Genomic DNA, 14,700 nt, shown 5'->3' with positions numbered 1-14,700 from the left:
CGGATGGCTTGCCTTAGACCAGGCCGGCGTCCTGCCCCTGACCTTGGCCCTGGGGCGAGTCTTGCGGCTTGGGCGCCTGCTTGTTGGCCTTGCCAGCGTCCATGAACCACGTTGCGCGCTTGGTGTTGTCCGGCACTTCGAACGTTTCACCAGGCACGATCCGGCGGCCAAAGAAGCCATCAGCGGTAGCGATAACCTTTTTCATGTGTTACCCCTTAGGCCACGGAGAAGCCGGAAGGCCGCGCCACGTTGCGCTGGATGTCCAGCGACAGGTAGGCGTCGAACTTGCCAGCCGTCAGGGCCGCCGTGGCCACACGCCAGCCCACGCGGGTGTAGCGTTTCAGGGCCGTGGGCATTTTCGTCTGCCACAGCGTCTTGCCGGCCGTCAGGTCGGCAACCGCAACGGTCGGCCCCGTCAGGGCATCAGTGAACGTCACGTTGTCGTCCGAATGCTGCAGCACCGGGGTCAAGGTGGCCGCGCCGGCGGACGTGCCAGCGGTGTTGACGCCCACGGACAACCACAGTTCGTCAGCCAAGCCAATGTCGGACGATGCGGCATTGCCCGCGTCGTAGACGTTGGTGCTGGCCGTATCGCCCACGGTGGTCACGGCCTGAGCGGTGGCGTATTTGGTGTTTTGATCAAGCATACCCATGTCGTTGCTCCTTAGACCACTTGGGCTTCGGTGGAAAGAATGCGGTCAACCGTCAGCACGGGCACGCCCATGAATTGCAGTTGGCCACCCTGGATGCCGGTACCTTGGCCCGCGACCGAACCCGGCGCGACGGTGCCGTACTGGTTCACCGCCTGGGTGAAGGACAGGGCGTTTTGCGACTTGTCCAACGCACCGATGGACAGCATTTCCTTGACGGTGCGATTGGTCAGGAAGATGGCGCGGCCCATGTTCATGCTGGGGATTCGGGCCAAAGCCTTGATCATCAGTTTGTTCAGCCAGGTGGCGGCCGTGATGGCCTGCGTGCCGGTCTGGCCCGTCAGGTCACTCACATCGATGTTGGCGATGCGCACGGCATAGCGCCAATCGCGGACGTGCAAACCAAATTTCCATTTCCACAGTTCGGCGTACACGCGGTACTTGTCGCCGTTCTCGTCCAGGGCATCCTGTTCGCCCAGGTCTTTGTGGATCAGGCCGGCCTGCGAACCCTTGGGGTAGATGCCGTGGATGGTCTGTTCACCCATCACGACAAGCCACACAGAAGTGTTGTCGCTGCCCGTGCCGCCCGCATCGATGATGTTGGCGCCGGACTGCGCGGACTTGGAGTTGTAGCGCGGCGTCAGGCCCAGGATGCCTTCGGGGTTGACCGAGGAATCACCGTAGATCAGCTGATCCGCCCAGGTCTGATTGATCGCTTCCACGAAGGAAATGGCCTCAGAGGCGCGGAACTCATTGGCGTTGCCGTTGAGGTCGGCCAGATCAACGTCCACTTCACTGCGACCTTCGGCCATGGCGCAGATGTCTTCCACGGTTGCGCGCCCGGACTTGCCGACCTTCACGCCCTTGTAGAAGCTGCGCAGCGACACGGAGGGAAGGCCCGTGCGCACAACACCCTTGTGACCCGTGGGCAGGTTGCCCTGGATGTAGGGGATGTAGGACAGGACTTCGTTGCTTTGATTCAGTAGTTCGGCAACCTTGGCAACCTTGCCATCCGGGCCGAACGATTTCGCCACGTCCACAAGGGTGTTGTGGCCGGGGACGAGGGGCATGGTAGTAGCCATGTTGTGTTACTCCTGGGTTTTGTCGTAAAGGATTTCAGCAGTGGACTTACCCGCGCCGGCGGGCTTTTTACCGCCCATCGCCAGGGTGTCTTCGCTGATGGCTTTGCCGGCACGGACAAACGCCCGGATCATTTCGGGGTGATCGCCCAAGCCGGTTTCAATCAGCAACGTGCGCAGTTCCGGGGTGCCAAACGTGTCGAGGGCCTTTTTCGCAGCGGCCAGGTTCTCGGGCAATTTGTCGCCACCCAGTTCCTTGTCCGCCTGCACCTGGCCGACCCACTCTTGGCGTGCCGCAATCAGCCGTTCAGCAGAACGGGCAACCATGACCGGCCCCATCCTGTCCAGCAGCTGCTGCGCTTTGTCCTGGGGCAAGTCCAATTCCTTCGCGGCCTTGCTGAATTCGCCGATGACGCCGGTATCGAACGTCACCCCTTCCGGGGCTTTGAATTCCGCATACTGTTCCGGTGCGCCTTTCGGTTCATCCGGTTTCTTTTGGCCGTCGTCGGTCTTGGCGGCTTCGGTCTGTTGACCTTCACCAGCCTGTCCTTCGGACGCTTGTTGCTGTTGGCCGCCTTCGCCCGCACCAGTAGCGGTTTGCTCGTTGGCCTGCTGCGACGACGGAGCCGCACCCGATTCCGCACCAGTAGCGGTTTCAGTCTTCGCGGGTTCCGTTATCAGAGTTTCGGTAGTCATCTTTAGCTTCCTGCTGCATCAGCACGAATTGTTCGGGACAGGCCATCAGCACTAGGTATTCCACCTTGCGCGCCTGCGACATGCGCCCTTCAACAAAGGCCATCGTCACGGGGTTCGCATCAAAGCTGGTACCGGGGACGCTGGCCTGCTTTTCGTGGCTGTAGACGACAACGCCCACATCCTGCAACCAGCGCCGCACGATACGGCGCCCACGCTTACTGCCCATCAACCACTTCAAATCCGCCTTTTCCGTGTCACGGGCGCGCTTCTGATTCAGGGCGTTTTTGGCCCTTTCGCGCTCTTGGCCTTCGGTGTCGGTCGGGTCTGACATATCCATGCCCGCCACGTTACCGGGTGCGGGAACGGTCACTGATACCCCTAGGCGCCGTACAACGTCCGCGCCAGGCTTGGCTGGCTGTCGGGTGTCTGCACGTCGATGTCGGTAATCTGCATGCCGACATCGCGTGACGGTTCACCATCGTCATGCGCGCTGACCGATTGCACGACGGCGCGCGCCGTGATTTCGACCACGGTACCGACTGCCGGCAGCGTGTCGAAGCCCAGCCGTTGCAGCGCTTCGTTGTTCAGGTCGATGCGCAGCCCATAGGGGTATTCGGGCTTGTCATCCGAAGACGTATCACAGCAAAGCCCCGTCCCGGATTCTTTCCGGGTCATCTTCATGTTCGTAAGTGCCATGTCAGGTTCCTATCAGGTGTACCCGGAGAAAGCCCGCGTCACATCGGTCAGTGCATTGGGCTTGCTGGTGTCGATGCCGCCCAGCTTGGCGGCCGTGTCGGCGCCTTGGTTCATCATGGCGGCCTGCTGCTGGGCCTGGGCGGCCTGGGCGCGCTGCTGGCGGATCAATGCCACCTTGTCGCCCGGCACGATCAGTTCAGGATCGACGCCCAGCATGTCGGCATAGGTGTCGGCCCAACGGTCAGCGTCGAACTTGTCCAGCACATCCGGTTTCAAGCCGGCCACAGCGCCGAGGTTGCCCACGAACCGATCCACCGAATTGGTGGCAATGGCCCGCTGGGCCTGGGCCAGCATGGACACGAATTCCACGTTCAAGTCCATGCCCTGCATTTCAGGGGGCGGGGGCGGCAGGATGTTCGCTGACACCAGCTGCGCAAAGGTCTGCTCAATCAGCGGGTCAAGGATTTCGTTGTGCATGCGTTCCAGCACCGGCCCCAGCATCAGCAACTTTTCTTCGTGGCGTTCCGCCACTTCGGTGGCTGTCATTTGCGGGTTGGTGCCGTTGGCCAGCATCAGGAAAAGGTCGGCGTAGAAACTGGTCTTGATGCGGTCGCGCACGTCAATGATGTCGGCCAGCAGGTGCGACAGGTCAATGTTGACCTCAAAGGCCGTGCGCACCCCCATGCCGGGCTGCGTGGAATCGACGTAGATTTTCCCGCCGGGCAGCAGGTCAGCATCACGGCCCTGGAAGGTGGATGGGATTTGCACCGCCGGGTCGGCTTTTTGACTGATGCCCTTGGCTTTCTGCAGCTGTTCATGCTGCAGCTGCTTCAAGTCGCCCAGGGCTTCCATGCCCGGGCCGTTGCCGTACACGTCGCCCCCGGCCACGGCCCAGCGCGGGCACAGCGCGGGGAAGGTCTTGAACCCGGATTCGCGCAGCAGGCCATCGCCGCTGCCGATTTCCATGTACGAGGACTTCCAGGCCATGTTCAGCGCATCGCGCTTGGTGGCATCCCGGTCGGCGCGCGGCTCAATGGCATGCAGCACCGTCACCCAGGTTTCCAGGTTGCCCTGGTCAAAGGCGTTTTGCACCGCCGCGCTGCACCGCTTGATGCCGAACTCCCGTGCCATCTGCGCGACGGTCATCTGGTATTCGCGGTACAGCGTATCGACCCGCCCCTGGTAATCGGTGGTGATGCCGAACTCGCCAGCCGTCAGCGTGTAGTTGTGAACGACGTTGCGAAAATCCGCCGTCGTGATGCTGGCCGCCGTGCCGAAGGCGCCCATTTCCTGGTAAATCTGGTGCAGCGCCCGGTAGGTGTTGGACTTGGCGAACACCATCAGCATCAGCCGCGTGACGTTGGCCAGCCAATCCTTGACCGCCGGGGATTCATCTAGTTCGGGTACCGATGTCGTCAGCCTGAACCAGGGGCGGGCCGGGCTGGTCATGCCGGCCATCATGCCGGCCGCCAGGGTGTTCAAGGCGCGGGTGCCCGTGTTGTCCAGGATGTTGTTGTGACGGCGCTCCCCCCGGTTGCGATCCTGCAGGAAGTAGCGCCCGGAACGCGGCAGCAGGTAGCGGCTGATTTCCCGCCAGTGGGGAATCCAGCTTTCCCGCTCAGCCTTCAAGGCCCCCCAGCGAGACAGCAGCAGGTCGCGTTCCGACTTCGCCACGTTATTGCCCCAGCAGGGTATTCTTGCCCAGCGTCAGGGCGCCCTGGTCAACGCCCTGCGGGCCGGTCAGCATGGTGCCTGACTGGCCGCTGCGTGCGGCCTGCGACATGCCGGCCTGCGCCTGGTTCGAATTCGGCTTCTTTTGATTGGAGGCGTTGAAGGCCTGCTGGCTGGCTTTCAGCTGATCCTGCATGACCTTGGCCTGCTGCTGATACTGTGCAGTCTGATCCTGGAATTGCTTGGTCAGACGTTCGGATTCAGCCTGGGCCTGCTGGGCCTGCTGTTCAGCCTGGGCCTGCGCACGATCCTGGGCACTTTCCTGCGCCTTGCGCTGCTGGTTGCCCATGTACATGGTCGCACCCACAACGCCGACGGTAGCCGCTACGGCAACACCGGACATGGTGATTCTCCTGGGATAAGTTCAAGCTGACGAGACTGCAGGCAGTCCGTTTCGTCAGTAAATTGGCACTCAGCGCTGTCCACCGTGGACGCATCGCTGGCAAAAAGCATCGTGACGTAGGTATCGGTGTGCGCCCAGCATGCTTGCTTGCGCCCCCCGCCGGCCGGGATGACGTGATAGCCCTGCAGATGCAGGCGGTCATCGCCCACGAACATCGTGCAATCGCCGCTGACAATCATCACGGTGGCAATCTTGATCAACACGCCCGTGGCGACCACGCCAGCAGGAATGCAAATGGTGCGGGCGTACATGCCGGCGTGCAGGGTGTGTTCCACCGGGATTTCCACCTGGTCGAATTCCCGCAGGTGGTCTTCCAGCCGCCGCACCTTGTCGATGTCTTCCTGCGACATGGAGGCAATCGAAGCGCCTTTCACGGGGGCCAATGCGGTCATGCCAGCCCCCGGAAGAAAAACGTATTCGTGGCCCGGAAGCCCGAACGCGGCAGCACCTGGGCCAAGCGCCCACCGATGGGGGCCGACACCACCAGGGCCACGGCACCCGCCGCGCGGGCTGTCTCTTCGGCAGCGCGCAGCAGCTTCATTCCGGCGCCTGTGCGCCGATGCGCCGATGCCACAAAGATGGATTCCGTCACGGCAACACGTTTGCCCTGGTAGTGGGGTGAGGCATTGACCGCCACCACGACATAGCCCACCAGGTCATCCCCCCGGTACGCGCCCACAAAGTGCAGCACGCCCGCAGCTTCCGCACGCCGGTAGGCGTCGATGTCCGGCACCACCGCCCCCATTTCGGGATTTGCAGATTCTTGCGTGTACTCGTCCGCCAGCGCAGCAAACTGCGGGCTGGCGTGCAGGTCGGCAAAGGTGACGGGGCGAACGATGACGGGTTCCATGCACGCCACGGTAAAGGCGTGCAGGCCCGTCACTGATACCCTGGCGGGCTACAGGTCGGCGTAGGGATCGTAGCTGCGCCGGTCGTTGCGGCGCCCTGCAGCCTGCAAGGCTTCGCGCTTTGGCGTGTCCATGAGGGCCAGGGTGTAGGCGCTGCCGAAGTCAGGCGACCGGCCGATACGCTTGATGATGTCTTCCCGGCTTTCCACCTTGATGACCATGCCCGACATTGACCAGCGCGGCGCCGTCAGGTCGGCCAGCAGGCGGGGATCATTGGGCAGGCAAATGCCGGTATTGTTGGCCGGGTCTAGGGCTTCGCGCATGCGCCACCACAGTTCCGTGCGCAGGTTGAAAAAGCCCAGGCGGCCAGACTTGTCATGACCGTTCGACCCTTCGGCCACGTTCACGCCGACAATCTGCTGGCGCGCGGCGCGCAGGAAATCGTAGGGGCTGCTGCCCACGCCGATGACATCCAGGTGAATCACGGCGCCGTCACGCTTGGCGGCCAGGGTGAGGCCTGCCACCGTCGGGCCGTCTGGCGTGTCGCTGCCCGGGTAGTCCAGCGCTTCATCAAACCACATACCATGCCGGCGGGCCAGCACAGTCTTGTCCTGGCCACCGCGCGCCACGTCCACGCCCAGGCTGTCCATGGGCGCCAGCTTCGCAGGCCTGGCCCAGCGTGCCATGGCGATTTCCACCCACTTGGTGGGCACCACCTGCCACGGGTCATCCTTGATGCCCGCCTGGAAGTCGCCATACAACATCTGGCTGCGCAGCGGTTCGGGCATGGCCTGCAGGGTGGACATGTACCCGGTGCCCATGTAGTACGGGTTATCCGTCACCTTCGCCGGAATGAAGGTGCGGGATTTCGGCGTCACGATGTCTTCCGGCCGGTATGCCGCTGGGTCGAAATCGTAGGTGATGCGGTCATTGACCAGCACGAACGGTTCAGCCGTCAGCGGCTGGCCATTGCCGTCCAGCCATACATCCTTGGAACCGCCGTTGCCGTCCGGCACCATGGCCGCGTAGCGCAGCGTGCCGGGAGCTGTCGGGTACAGCGGATTGCCCTTGTCCAGCCACGGGCCAAAGAAGCCAATGACCCAGCGGCCTTCCGCAGTGGTCGGCGGGTTGAACGTCATCACCACGCGCGAACGCTGGCCCGGCTTGTTGGTGCGGTTCCAGCCCATGACAAAGCGCACCTGGCCTTCCCGCATTTCGGTGACTTCATCGAACACCTTCAAGTCGTGGGGGCGGCCCTGCCAGCGCCGTTCATCGCCGGGGTTATCCAGGCCAGCCAGTTCACACAGCTTGCCTTCGGGCAGGCGCCAGAAGCCCTTTTGTGAGTTGTAGCCGTCGGTGGTGTGCAGGATTTCCTGCATACGCTGCACGAAACCTTCTGTCTGCGCCTTTTCACGACGCGCGAACAGCGTGCGGTCATGGTCGGTCAGCGTCAGGCCCACGGCTAGGTCGGTCTTGCCGCCACCCGCCGCGCCGCCAAAGCCCGTGATGTCGGCCTGGGATTCGTAGGCCATCATCTGCGGGCCTGGAAGCGGGCGCCATACCGCCGGATCAGACGCCAGCAAGGCATCGACTTCGGCCAGTTCTTCGGGCGTCAGGTACCCCAGCAGGCTGGCAATATCATCGGTGGCGTTCATACCAGGCCGTCCAGGTCTTCGCCTTCCGACGCCTGCGCGCGCTGCCTGGCCAAAGCCAGGATGGCCGCCAGCCGGGCCGCACGTTCAGTATCCGTGATCTGCAGCGGGCCGCCGTCGGCGCCCGTCAGTTCCATGCTGGTCTTGTCGCCATACTTCTTCGGCGCCAGCTTCGACAGGTACCACTTGCGGGCATCCACGCGCAGCTTGGAACGCTGGACGTTTTCACCGTTGAGTCGATAGCCGGGGTTGTCGGGATCGTTGGATTCCACCCAGTCATTGCTGCCATCGTCGGCGATGTCCAGCATGGAATCGGCCATCGTATCCAGGCCCGTGTCTCGCGCCCGCGCGTATTGCGCCGAAAAGCCCTCCACATCGTCGGCCACCCAAAGCCGCACTGTTGAATCGGCGGGCATGTCGTCATCACGGCAGATAGACCGCAGCGATTCGCCAGCAGCAAGCCGTTCGCAGATTTTTGCAGCTAGTTCGGTGGTGTAAGCGCTTCGTCGTCCCATGGCGCCGTTGTATCCCGTCAGTCCTGGCTGACTGATACCCCGCGCAGGCTCCACGACCGGGAACGTCCGTTGCAGATTGCCTGCACCGTGGCCTTTGGCATGTCCATCTTGCGCGCTATCTCGCCGTAGCTGGCGCCCTGGTCGCGCAGCGTCAGCACCAGGTCAATTTCGTGGTTTGTATACCGGGCGTTTGGGTGATCCTCACCTATCCGCCGGCCGTTCTCGTTCAAGGCGACAAGTTTGGACATTTCAAAAACTCCTTAACGTGCAAAAAATTACAGGTGAGAGGGGTGAGAGGGTGAGATAGGTGTTTTCTTATAAATGCCACGGGGGTGGCGACCCCTGCGCGTGTATATATATGTATATGCGCCCATAACCTATCTCACCTATCTCACCTATCTCGCAGCCTTATTTTTCAAGGGTTTTTGGTGAAATAGGTTGCATTTTTACCTGTTGCACCCATCCCGAACCTCTCGCACTTTTCGGCCCGACCTGCTTTTTCACGAAGCCAAGCAACTTCATAGACTTGGCGACTTGTTGGTTAAAACGTGCAAATTCGCGGGGTTCCACTCGAAGCGCCCCCACCATCACGTCATCAAGGCGCAAAAATTCACGCGCGCGCGGCGTCGCACCTGACTCGAAATCGTCGGGGGTATCCAGCCACTTGGTAATAATTTCAACCCAAGGGTCAGCTTTCATGTGTTCACCATGCACCTGTTCGGCCAGCCGTTCAGCATCCTGGAACGCCACGCCCCCGACCAGGAACAGTTCGCGGGCTTCGGCCCACAGTTGCAGGCAATCGCGGGCGATGCCGGCTGCATCCACGGCGCTGACGCGCACGGGCAACCAGCGGCGATTCCCTGTTTCATCGGCCAGGAATTCATCCTGGTTGGTGGTGCCAATGAAAACGACACGGCGGGGGAATGTGGTGGTGAACTCAAAGAACTTTGGTACCCAATGCTCGTGCGTGCGGGTGACGAACGCCTTGATGCTTTCCAGGTCGCGCGTACCAAGACCACGCAGTTCCCCTATTTCAGCCAACAGATGGCCGCGCATCTTACGAGCCAGGTCGGCATCCTTCTCGTGGAAGCTGATTTCGGTAAAGAAATCGTGGCTTGGCACCATCGCAGCCACACCTGCCGATTTGCGCAGCCCTTGCGAACCAACTAGCACCGGCACCATATCGGCCTTGATGCCTGGTTCCAGCACCCGCCCGGCCAACGCCGTCCACAGGTACGCCCCCACGGCGCGTGTATAGGGCGTGTCGTCGGTGCCAAAGTACCGGGCCATGAAGCCGTCCACGCGCCGTCGGCCGTCCCACGCCAAGCTATTCAGCCAAAGCTGCGCGCTGTCGAATTGGTTTTCTTTGGCGACAGCGAGGACGGCATCCTTCGTCATTTCTCGTCCCACAGGCTTGAAGCCGCGCCGTTCCAGGGTGATGCGTAGTTGTGTGTAATGCTCATCCTTGAAAGGTACCCACTCGTCTTGTTCGCGCGCATACATGATTTCATCGCGGAAATTGTCAAAACCCAAATGAACACCACATTCATCAATCCGGCGGCACGCCAGCACGGTGTTGGTGATGGTGGCGGGAATCTTCCCGCTTTTGTCGTCTCGACCCTGGTAGGCCGGGGGCGGCGGTGGAACCGGCGTGCCGTCCGCCTTGATGGTCGGGATGACATCGAACCCGGCCAGCACATCTTCCTGATAGCCGATGACGTTGAAAAACTCGATGTCCAGCCGGTCAGCGCAGTGAACGTGCAGGCACTTGAAATGCCCCCGGTCATATCCATTGGTGCCCGCCGGAAACCACACCGTTGAATCGGTGCCCGTGGTGTCGTTGGTATGCTCATCTTCCCAGGGGCAGGTGATGATAAGGCCGCCGTCTCGGGATTCACCCAGGACGCGCCCCTGATCAATCAGGAGATTGGCCACTGGATCATTGATGGCCACCAGGTCACCGCGCTGGCGTGGCCGCAGGGCCTGCGCCTGGTCAAGCGTGGCCTGATCGATGACCAGCGCCACAGCATCGTCCAGCAGCCCGGGCACGAAGCCGCTGCGCACCGGTACCGGGTCGACCACGCCAGCTTCGAACACAGGCGCCGCCGTGTAGTGCACCTGCACGGGGTTCAGCACCGAGTCATCCAACGCCACCGACAGGGCGCGCGCCCAGGCTTTCAGCTGCGCCGACGTGTAGGGGGTAGTGAGCCAGAACCAGATATGGACTTTCAGCACGCCGCCCTTGGTGGCGTGGCCCGCGCTGTTCGACAGCTGCCAGTGATACGCCGCCCCCTGGAAGCACACAGGCAGGCAGGTGGCAATGTATTCATCAATGGCCGGCACCGGATCGCGCACGGGGTCAGCCGTCAGCGGTTCGAAGTCATCGACTTCGACCAGCACCCAATGGTGGGGCGTATCGTTGAAGAACGCCAAGCGCCGCAGTACCGTTCCTGCTCTAAAGTCAGGGTCACCCACGGCCGTTGCATGATCATCGCCCAGGTACACCCCCCGGATGACGCAGGCATGGGGGTCATCCTGCAGCTGAGTGAGTTGGGCCGACAGGTCGGCAACGCCGGTCAGCGGCACGGATTGATGTTTGAAATACTTGGCGTCGTCGTAGTTGCTGATACGCCCATCTGCGCGCCAGGTCTTGGCTAGAAGGCGGCTATCGTGCCGAAGCACTGTCAGATTATCCGTCACAGGGGCCGTCCTCGCGTCAATCAAACCACTTAATTGAACGTGTCAATTGCCCCACACGCAGATAGGTGCTTCCTTTGTGCTGAACTATCTGTAAGACGAATCGCCCGCAGCCGCACTCAGGGTCAAGATGCACCAGCACACCGTCCCGGCGGGGGCTTGGGTTATCGCGGGCGTTCTCTGCCAAGTTGTCATCGTCTCGCTGAACGGTTCCGTCCGGATTGATGGAAATTCGGGTAGGTGCGACATCCTCACGCCCCCGGCGGGTAAATACTTCGACCAATCCGTGGTGAAAATTTCCGCCACCACAAACGGGGCATTTCAACAGGAAGCCCAGGCCATTGTCTTTTTCATCCAAATTCATCATGCTTTGTTCCTTCGTTGGTTGCGCCGCACCAGGTCTTGGCCAGCAAATTGGATTGCCAGCGTGTCCATCACGCTGCATGCCCCCGACGTTGCCGGGGCGGCGTGTATTCTGGCCACAACAGTGGCCAGTCATCGGGGCGAAGGTCGGCCCGGGTGACGGCGCCACCCGTGGCCTGTTCAATGGCGATGCACCGTTTCATCGGCACCTTGCGCGTGCCGGCGCACCATTGGCTGATGGAGGCGGGCCGCACGCCCAGCTGTTTGGCCAGTATGAGGGTCGAACCTCGTCCCCTGCGTTTCAGGTAGGTGCGCAGATTCATGGTTTCGCTAATTCCTTGTGTTCAAGCCGCCAAATTAGCGTAACGCAAACATCTAGTCAATAGCGTAACGCAAGTTTATACTGTTCGCGTTTTGCTAAAGGAGACTCTATGGCTGATATTGACGAGGCGCGCCGTAAGGCGATGACCCTGCTGGAAAGGGAAGCTGGCGGCCCCGTTGCGGCCGCAAAACGGGCGGGTATGGGCTATGCTCAGTGGGTGAACCTGCGTTCGGGCGCCGCCGATAGCCGCACGGGCAAGCCGCGTGGCATGCGAAAGCAAACTGCGCGTAAGATTGAAGCTGCCTTTGGTCGGGATGAAGGATGGCTGGACTACGCTGACCTGGTGGAGGATTTGAATATGAATCCGCACGGCCCCGCGAGTGATTTCGACCTGGTAAAAAAGGCCTGGGCAGTGGCGGGAACACATAGCCGCGCCGAGGCCGTAGCGTGGGCACGCGCCACACTGGCCGCCTGCAAGGATGACAACGACAAGAGGGGGTGAACATGGCATCGCAAGATACAGAGCGAATCACGCTCAGCATGGAGCAGTTTGACGACACCTTAAAGAAGTGGAAGCGCAAGGGGGCAGACCGCACCCTGGCCTTTGTATTTTTCGCCTCGATACCCCTGGCGATCATCGGCGGCCTTTTGCCTGACCTTTCACCGCTGCAAGTCGTGCTGGGCAGTGCGATCTACTACTGTGGAGTGGCCGGCCTGGCTCAGATGACGCAGTAACCCCGCGCGCCGCCGCCCCACCCAACCCGCCTAGGCGGGTTTTTTCATGCCTGTTACAAAATAAATTTGCGTAACGCTATTGACTGAATGTTTGCGTAACGCTAATGTTGTGCCTGTGGTTGAACAACACCGAGGACACAACATGAAAGCAACGCCGATTCTGCTGGGCCGCATCTACCAGGTGCGCTACCAGCAAACAAGCATGGTGGTCATGGCATCGCACGGTTGTGATGCTATCTGCATCGCCCTGGAAGCCTTCGGGCTGTGCGGGGGGCATAACGGATGAGCGCCCCCGTCACCTTCAACATCCCCCTGGCAGAACTTCAAGCCGTCGCGCTGGCCGCCGGGAACAAGGACATCAGGCCCTACCTGAACGGGGTGGCCTTCGAGTTCGCCGCCGATGGTCTGTACCTGGTGGCCACCGATGGCCACCGCATCCACGTCATCAAGGCAACGGTGGAAGAAGCCTTTGGCGTGTCGGGGCTGACTGGGCAAACCCTGATTGTGCCGATTCAGCCAATCAATAGCCTCAAGGCGCCTGCGCGCCGAAAGGACGCCAAGGCTGGCATCGCCGTCAGCCCAGCCAGCACCAGCGACAAAACGCTGTGGCACGTCAGCTTTGATTTGGGTGATTCAGACCGCACCAATACCACCACGGTGCACGGCTACACCTACCCCGACTGGCGGCGCGTTCTCCCCAAGCCTGCACAGCAGCGCATCGCCATCGACCAGCCGGGTGCGACCGTGAACCCTCAGTACCTGGCCGATGCCGTCAAGGCGCTGGCCCTGCTGTCGCGCGAACGAACCCCCGCCTACCAATACCAGTTCGTTGAGCCGAATTACAGCCACGTCACGGGTAAGGGTGATCCTTGGGCATCAGGTGTGTATGTGCTAGGTGCCTCACCAGCAGCTGCCCAATTCGTCGCTTTCGCCATGCCCTACGCCTATGTGGTCAAGGGCCAAGCCATCGTGCTGGATTTGCCCGATTGGCTATCCCCCCCCAAAGCCGTTGAAGACCTTGGCGACCTTGTGTAAGGCCGCTGCTTTCCAACATCCATTAGGAGTCTGACCTATGTTTCCCGTCACCATCACTGTCACCAACCAAGCCGAACTGAACGCCATCATGGCGGCCCTGAACCTGGGATCGTCCGACCCTAGCACCGGGCGAGGGCCGGCCCACACAGCCCCCCAGGTGCCCGCCGAAAAAAAGCCGAAGGCCCAGGCGGACACATCTGCGACGACACCGGATGCGCCTGTCGGTACCCAGCCTACTGCCTCAGCCCCAGCGGCGGCTGCGCCCGAATCCGAGGCCGCGAACTCCGACGCGGCACAAGGTGGGAATAGCGAGGAAGGCGCCTGGAACACCCAGGATGGCTACAAGGACACTGCCGAATATCAGGCCGTCGCCAAGGCTGTCGTGGAAGTCGCCAAGGCCAAAGGCCGCGAAGCTGCCGCCGCGTTGCTTGAAAAGGTTGCCGGGGTGAAGTCGTTGCCTGAATCGCTGCCTTCCCAGGCCGACGCCATTGTTGCCGCCTTCGAAGAAGCCAAGGGGGCGTAACCATGAAAATCACATCCGAACTGCTGAAAGCCAAGCGTGCGTGTTCCGACGGGTTTAATTGGTTCCTGGAACATTTCCCCGAAGGTGAAGCCGACTACCAAGCTGTACTTGACGCACTGGCCGAAGACAACCAGGTGGGCTATGCCCAATGGCTGTTCGAAAACGTGGGCGCCGATGAAGAAGCCGTGGTGGAACTGGCCGCCGTAGCCAACCGCCGCCATATCTTTGTTGCGGGCCGGCTGGTGTGCCAAGGTGCAATCCAGATTAGCGGCTACCTGCTTGCTGGCACGGGCATCAAAGCTGGCGAGGGCATCGAAGCTGGCACGGGCATCAAAGCTGGCTGGGGCATCGAAGCTGGCAAGGGCATCGAAGCTGGCACGGGCATCGAAGCTGGCGAGGGCATCAAAGCTGGCTGGGGCATCGAAGCTGGCAAGGGCATCGAAGCTGGCACGGGCATCGAAGCTGGCTGGGGCATCGAAGCTGGCTGGGGCATCGAAGCTGGCAAGGGCATCGAAGCTGGCTGGGGCATCAAAGCTGGCGAGGGCATCAAAGCTGGCGAGGGCATCAAAGCTGGCTGGGGCATCAAAGCTGGCTGGGGCATCGAAGCTGGCGAGGGCATCAAAGCTGGCGAGGGCATCGAAGCTGGCTGGGGCATCGAAGCTGGCTGGGGCATCGAAGCTGGCTGGGGCATCGAAGCTGGCAAGGGCATCGAAGCTGGCACGGGCATCGAAGCTGGCGAGGGCATCAAAGCTGGC

22 protein-coding genes are annotated in these 14,700 nt (G+C 61.6%); 6 read left to right on the top strand and 16 right to left on the bottom strand.

Features of this window, described 5'->3' with window-relative positions; genetic code table 11:
- Positions 1 to 13: 13 nt before the first annotated feature.
- From ABS758_RS07330 to ABS758_RS07255, 16 genes are all read right to left on the bottom strand, one after another.
- Positions 14 to 205, bottom strand: a complete 192-nt coding sequence (locus tag ABS758_RS07330) for a hypothetical protein (RefSeq protein ID WP_350381692.1) — start codon at positions 203 to 205, stop codon at positions 14 to 16.
- A gap of 10 nt (positions 206 to 215) precedes the next feature.
- Positions 216 to 653 carry a Bbp16 family capsid cement protein gene (locus ABS758_RS07325; RefSeq protein WP_350381693.1) on the bottom strand — a complete coding sequence of 146 codons (438 nt, stop codon included), beginning with the start codon at positions 651 to 653 and terminating at the stop codon, positions 216 to 218.
- A gap of 11 nt (positions 654 to 664) precedes the next feature.
- Complete coding sequence (locus ABS758_RS07320; RefSeq protein WP_350381694.1) at positions 665 to 1,732, bottom strand: major capsid protein; 1,068 nt, start codon at positions 1,730 to 1,732, stop codon at positions 665 to 667.
- 6 nt (positions 1,733 to 1,738) lie between these two features.
- Positions 1,739 to 2,425 carry a protease gene (locus tag ABS758_RS07315; RefSeq protein ID WP_350381695.1) on the bottom strand — a complete coding sequence of 229 codons (687 nt, stop codon included), beginning with the start codon at positions 2,423 to 2,425 and terminating at the stop codon, positions 1,739 to 1,741.
- Positions 2,385 to 2,795, bottom strand: coding sequence for an endopeptidase (locus ABS758_RS07310; protein ID WP_350381696.1), 411 nt, complete (start codon positions 2,793 to 2,795; stop codon positions 2,385 to 2,387). Before ABS758_RS07310 ends, ABS758_RS07315 begins: the two co-directional genes overlap by 41 nt.
- Before the next feature lie 8 nt (positions 2,796 to 2,803).
- Positions 2,804 to 3,121 (bottom strand): capsid staple protein, encoded by a 318-nt coding sequence (gp10, locus tag ABS758_RS07305; RefSeq protein WP_350381697.1) that lies wholly within the window; start codon positions 3,119 to 3,121, stop codon positions 2,804 to 2,806.
- Positions 3,122 to 3,133: 12 nt separating this feature from the next.
- Positions 3,134 to 4,795, bottom strand: coding sequence for a portal protein (locus ABS758_RS07300; protein WP_350381698.1), 1,662 nt, complete (start codon positions 4,793 to 4,795; stop codon positions 3,134 to 3,136).
- Between the two features lies 1 nt (position 4,796).
- Positions 4,797 to 5,195 (bottom strand): hypothetical protein, encoded by a 399-nt coding sequence (locus ABS758_RS07295; protein ID WP_350381699.1) that lies wholly within the window; start codon positions 5,193 to 5,195, stop codon positions 4,797 to 4,799.
- Positions 5,177 to 5,647, bottom strand: coding sequence for a hypothetical protein (locus ABS758_RS07290; protein ID WP_350381700.1), 471 nt, complete (start codon positions 5,645 to 5,647; stop codon positions 5,177 to 5,179). The genes ABS758_RS07295 and ABS758_RS07290 overlap by 19 nt, the downstream gene beginning before the upstream one ends.
- On the bottom strand, positions 5,644 to 6,105 hold the full coding sequence (locus tag ABS758_RS07285; RefSeq protein WP_350381701.1) for a GNAT family N-acetyltransferase: 462 nt from the start codon (positions 6,103 to 6,105) through the stop codon (positions 5,644 to 5,646). The genes ABS758_RS07290 and ABS758_RS07285 overlap by 4 nt, the downstream gene beginning before the upstream one ends.
- Before the next feature lie 48 nt (positions 6,106 to 6,153).
- The gene (locus ABS758_RS07280; protein ID WP_350381702.1) at positions 6,154 to 7,758 is read right to left on the bottom strand and encodes a terminase; all 1,605 of its coding nucleotides are present in this window, start codon (positions 7,756 to 7,758) and stop codon (positions 6,154 to 6,156) included.
- On the bottom strand, positions 7,755 to 8,270 hold the full coding sequence (locus ABS758_RS07275; RefSeq protein ID WP_350381703.1) for a terminase small subunit-like protein: 516 nt from the start codon (positions 8,268 to 8,270) through the stop codon (positions 7,755 to 7,757). Before ABS758_RS07275 ends, ABS758_RS07280 begins: the two co-directional genes overlap by 4 nt.
- Positions 8,271 to 8,287: 17 nt before the next feature.
- A complete protein-coding gene (locus ABS758_RS07270; RefSeq protein WP_350381704.1) occupies positions 8,288 to 8,518 on the bottom strand; it encodes a hypothetical protein in 231 nt (76 codons plus the stop codon).
- Positions 8,519 to 8,678: 160 nt separating this feature from the next.
- Complete coding sequence (locus ABS758_RS07265; protein WP_350381705.1) at positions 8,679 to 10,970, bottom strand: VapE domain-containing protein; 2,292 nt, start codon at positions 10,968 to 10,970, stop codon at positions 8,679 to 8,681.
- A gap of 16 nt (positions 10,971 to 10,986) precedes the next feature.
- Positions 10,987 to 11,334 (bottom strand): hypothetical protein, encoded by a 348-nt coding sequence (locus ABS758_RS07260; protein WP_350381706.1) that lies wholly within the window; start codon positions 11,332 to 11,334, stop codon positions 10,987 to 10,989.
- Between the two features lie 67 nt (positions 11,335 to 11,401).
- Positions 11,402 to 11,653, bottom strand: coding sequence for a transcriptional regulator (locus ABS758_RS07255; protein ID WP_350381707.1), 252 nt, complete (start codon positions 11,651 to 11,653; stop codon positions 11,402 to 11,404).
- 108 nt (positions 11,654 to 11,761) lie between these two features.
- On the opposite strand from ABS758_RS07255, the gene ABS758_RS07250 reads away from it, so the two are divergent.
- The 6 genes from ABS758_RS07250 to ABS758_RS07225 all read left to right on the top strand — a co-directional run.
- Positions 11,762 to 12,154, top strand: a complete 393-nt coding sequence (locus tag ABS758_RS07250) for a hypothetical protein (protein ID WP_350381708.1) — start codon at positions 11,762 to 11,764, stop codon at positions 12,152 to 12,154.
- 2 nt (positions 12,155 to 12,156) lie between these two features.
- Positions 12,157 to 12,387: a hypothetical protein gene (locus tag ABS758_RS07245; protein WP_350381709.1), complete on the top strand. Its 231-nt coding sequence runs from the start codon at positions 12,157 to 12,159 to the stop codon at positions 12,385 to 12,387.
- A 142-nt stretch (positions 12,388 to 12,529) separates the two neighbouring features.
- Positions 12,530 to 12,673 carry a hypothetical protein gene (locus ABS758_RS07240; RefSeq protein WP_350381710.1) on the top strand — a complete coding sequence of 48 codons (144 nt, stop codon included), beginning with the start codon at positions 12,530 to 12,532 and terminating at the stop codon, positions 12,671 to 12,673.
- On the top strand, positions 12,670 to 13,422 hold the full coding sequence (locus ABS758_RS07235) for a DNA polymerase III subunit beta family protein (protein WP_350381711.1): 753 nt from the start codon (positions 12,670 to 12,672) through the stop codon (positions 13,420 to 13,422). The genes ABS758_RS07240 and ABS758_RS07235 overlap by 4 nt, the downstream gene beginning before the upstream one ends.
- Before the next feature lie 37 nt (positions 13,423 to 13,459).
- On the top strand, positions 13,460 to 13,945 hold the full coding sequence (locus tag ABS758_RS07230) for a hypothetical protein (protein ID WP_350381712.1): 486 nt from the start codon (positions 13,460 to 13,462) through the stop codon (positions 13,943 to 13,945).
- A 2-nt stretch (positions 13,946 to 13,947) separates the two neighbouring features.
- Positions 13,948 to 14,700, top strand: a 753-nt coding sequence (locus tag ABS758_RS07225; protein ID WP_350389066.1) for a hypothetical protein, incomplete at its 3' end; no start/stop codon positions are given.

Source organism: Castellaniella sp. FW104-7C03 (assembly GCF_040276085.1).
Classification (GTDB): Bacteria; Pseudomonadota; Gammaproteobacteria; order Burkholderiales; family Burkholderiaceae_B; genus Castellaniella.
Note: the sequence above shows the minus strand (reverse complement) of the source record. Positions and strands in the feature narration are given on the sequence as shown.

Bases quoted from the DNA above. Each gene is read 5' to 3' on its own strand.
- ABS758_RS07255 (WP_350381707.1), bottom strand. From the start codon at position 11,653: ATGAATCTGCGCACCTACCTGAAACGCAGGGGACGAGGTTCGACCCTC.
- ABS758_RS07315 (WP_350381695.1), bottom strand. From the start codon at position 2,425: ATGACTACCGAAACTCTGATAACGGAACCCGCGAAGACTGAAACCGCT.
- ABS758_RS07275 (WP_350381703.1), bottom strand. From the start codon at position 8,270: ATGGGACGACGAAGCGCTTACACCACCGAACTAGCTGCAAAAATCTGC.
- ABS758_RS07260 (WP_350381706.1), bottom strand. From the start codon at position 11,334: ATGATGAATTTGGATGAAAAAGACAATGGCCTGGGCTTCCTGTTGAAA.
- ABS758_RS07245 (WP_350381709.1), top strand. From the start codon at position 12,157: ATGGCATCGCAAGATACAGAGCGAATCACGCTCAGCATGGAGCAGTTT.
- ABS758_RS07320 (WP_350381694.1), bottom strand. From the start codon at position 1,732: ATGGCTACTACCATGCCCCTCGTCCCCGGCCACAACACCCTTGTGGAC.
- gp10 (WP_350381697.1), bottom strand. From the start codon at position 3,121: ATGGCACTTACGAACATGAAGATGACCCGGAAAGAATCCGGGACGGGG.
- ABS758_RS07290 (WP_350381700.1), bottom strand. From the start codon at position 5,647: ATGACCGCATTGGCCCCCGTGAAAGGCGCTTCGATTGCCTCCATGTCG.
- ABS758_RS07285 (WP_350381701.1), bottom strand. From the start codon at position 6,105: ATGGAACCCGTCATCGTTCGCCCCGTCACCTTTGCCGACCTGCACGCC.
- ABS758_RS07280 (WP_350381702.1), bottom strand. From the start codon at position 7,758: ATGAACGCCACCGATGATATTGCCAGCCTGCTGGGGTACCTGACGCCC.
- ABS758_RS07270 (WP_350381704.1), bottom strand. From the start codon at position 8,518: ATGTCCAAACTTGTCGCCTTGAACGAGAACGGCCGGCGGATAGGTGAG.
- ABS758_RS07325 (WP_350381693.1), bottom strand. From the start codon at position 653: ATGGGTATGCTTGATCAAAACACCAAATACGCCACCGCTCAGGCCGTG.
- ABS758_RS07250 (WP_350381708.1), top strand. From the start codon at position 11,762: ATGGCTGATATTGACGAGGCGCGCCGTAAGGCGATGACCCTGCTGGAA.
- ABS758_RS07230 (WP_350381712.1), top strand. From the start codon at position 13,460: ATGTTTCCCGTCACCATCACTGTCACCAACCAAGCCGAACTGAACGCC.
- ABS758_RS07330 (WP_350381692.1), bottom strand. From the start codon at position 205: ATGAAAAAGGTTATCGCTACCGCTGATGGCTTCTTTGGCCGCCGGATC.
- ABS758_RS07295 (WP_350381699.1), bottom strand. From the start codon at position 5,195: ATGTCCGGTGTTGCCGTAGCGGCTACCGTCGGCGTTGTGGGTGCGACC.
- ABS758_RS07235 (WP_350381711.1), top strand. From the start codon at position 12,670: ATGAGCGCCCCCGTCACCTTCAACATCCCCCTGGCAGAACTTCAAGCC.
- ABS758_RS07240 (WP_350381710.1), top strand. From the start codon at position 12,530: ATGAAAGCAACGCCGATTCTGCTGGGCCGCATCTACCAGGTGCGCTAC.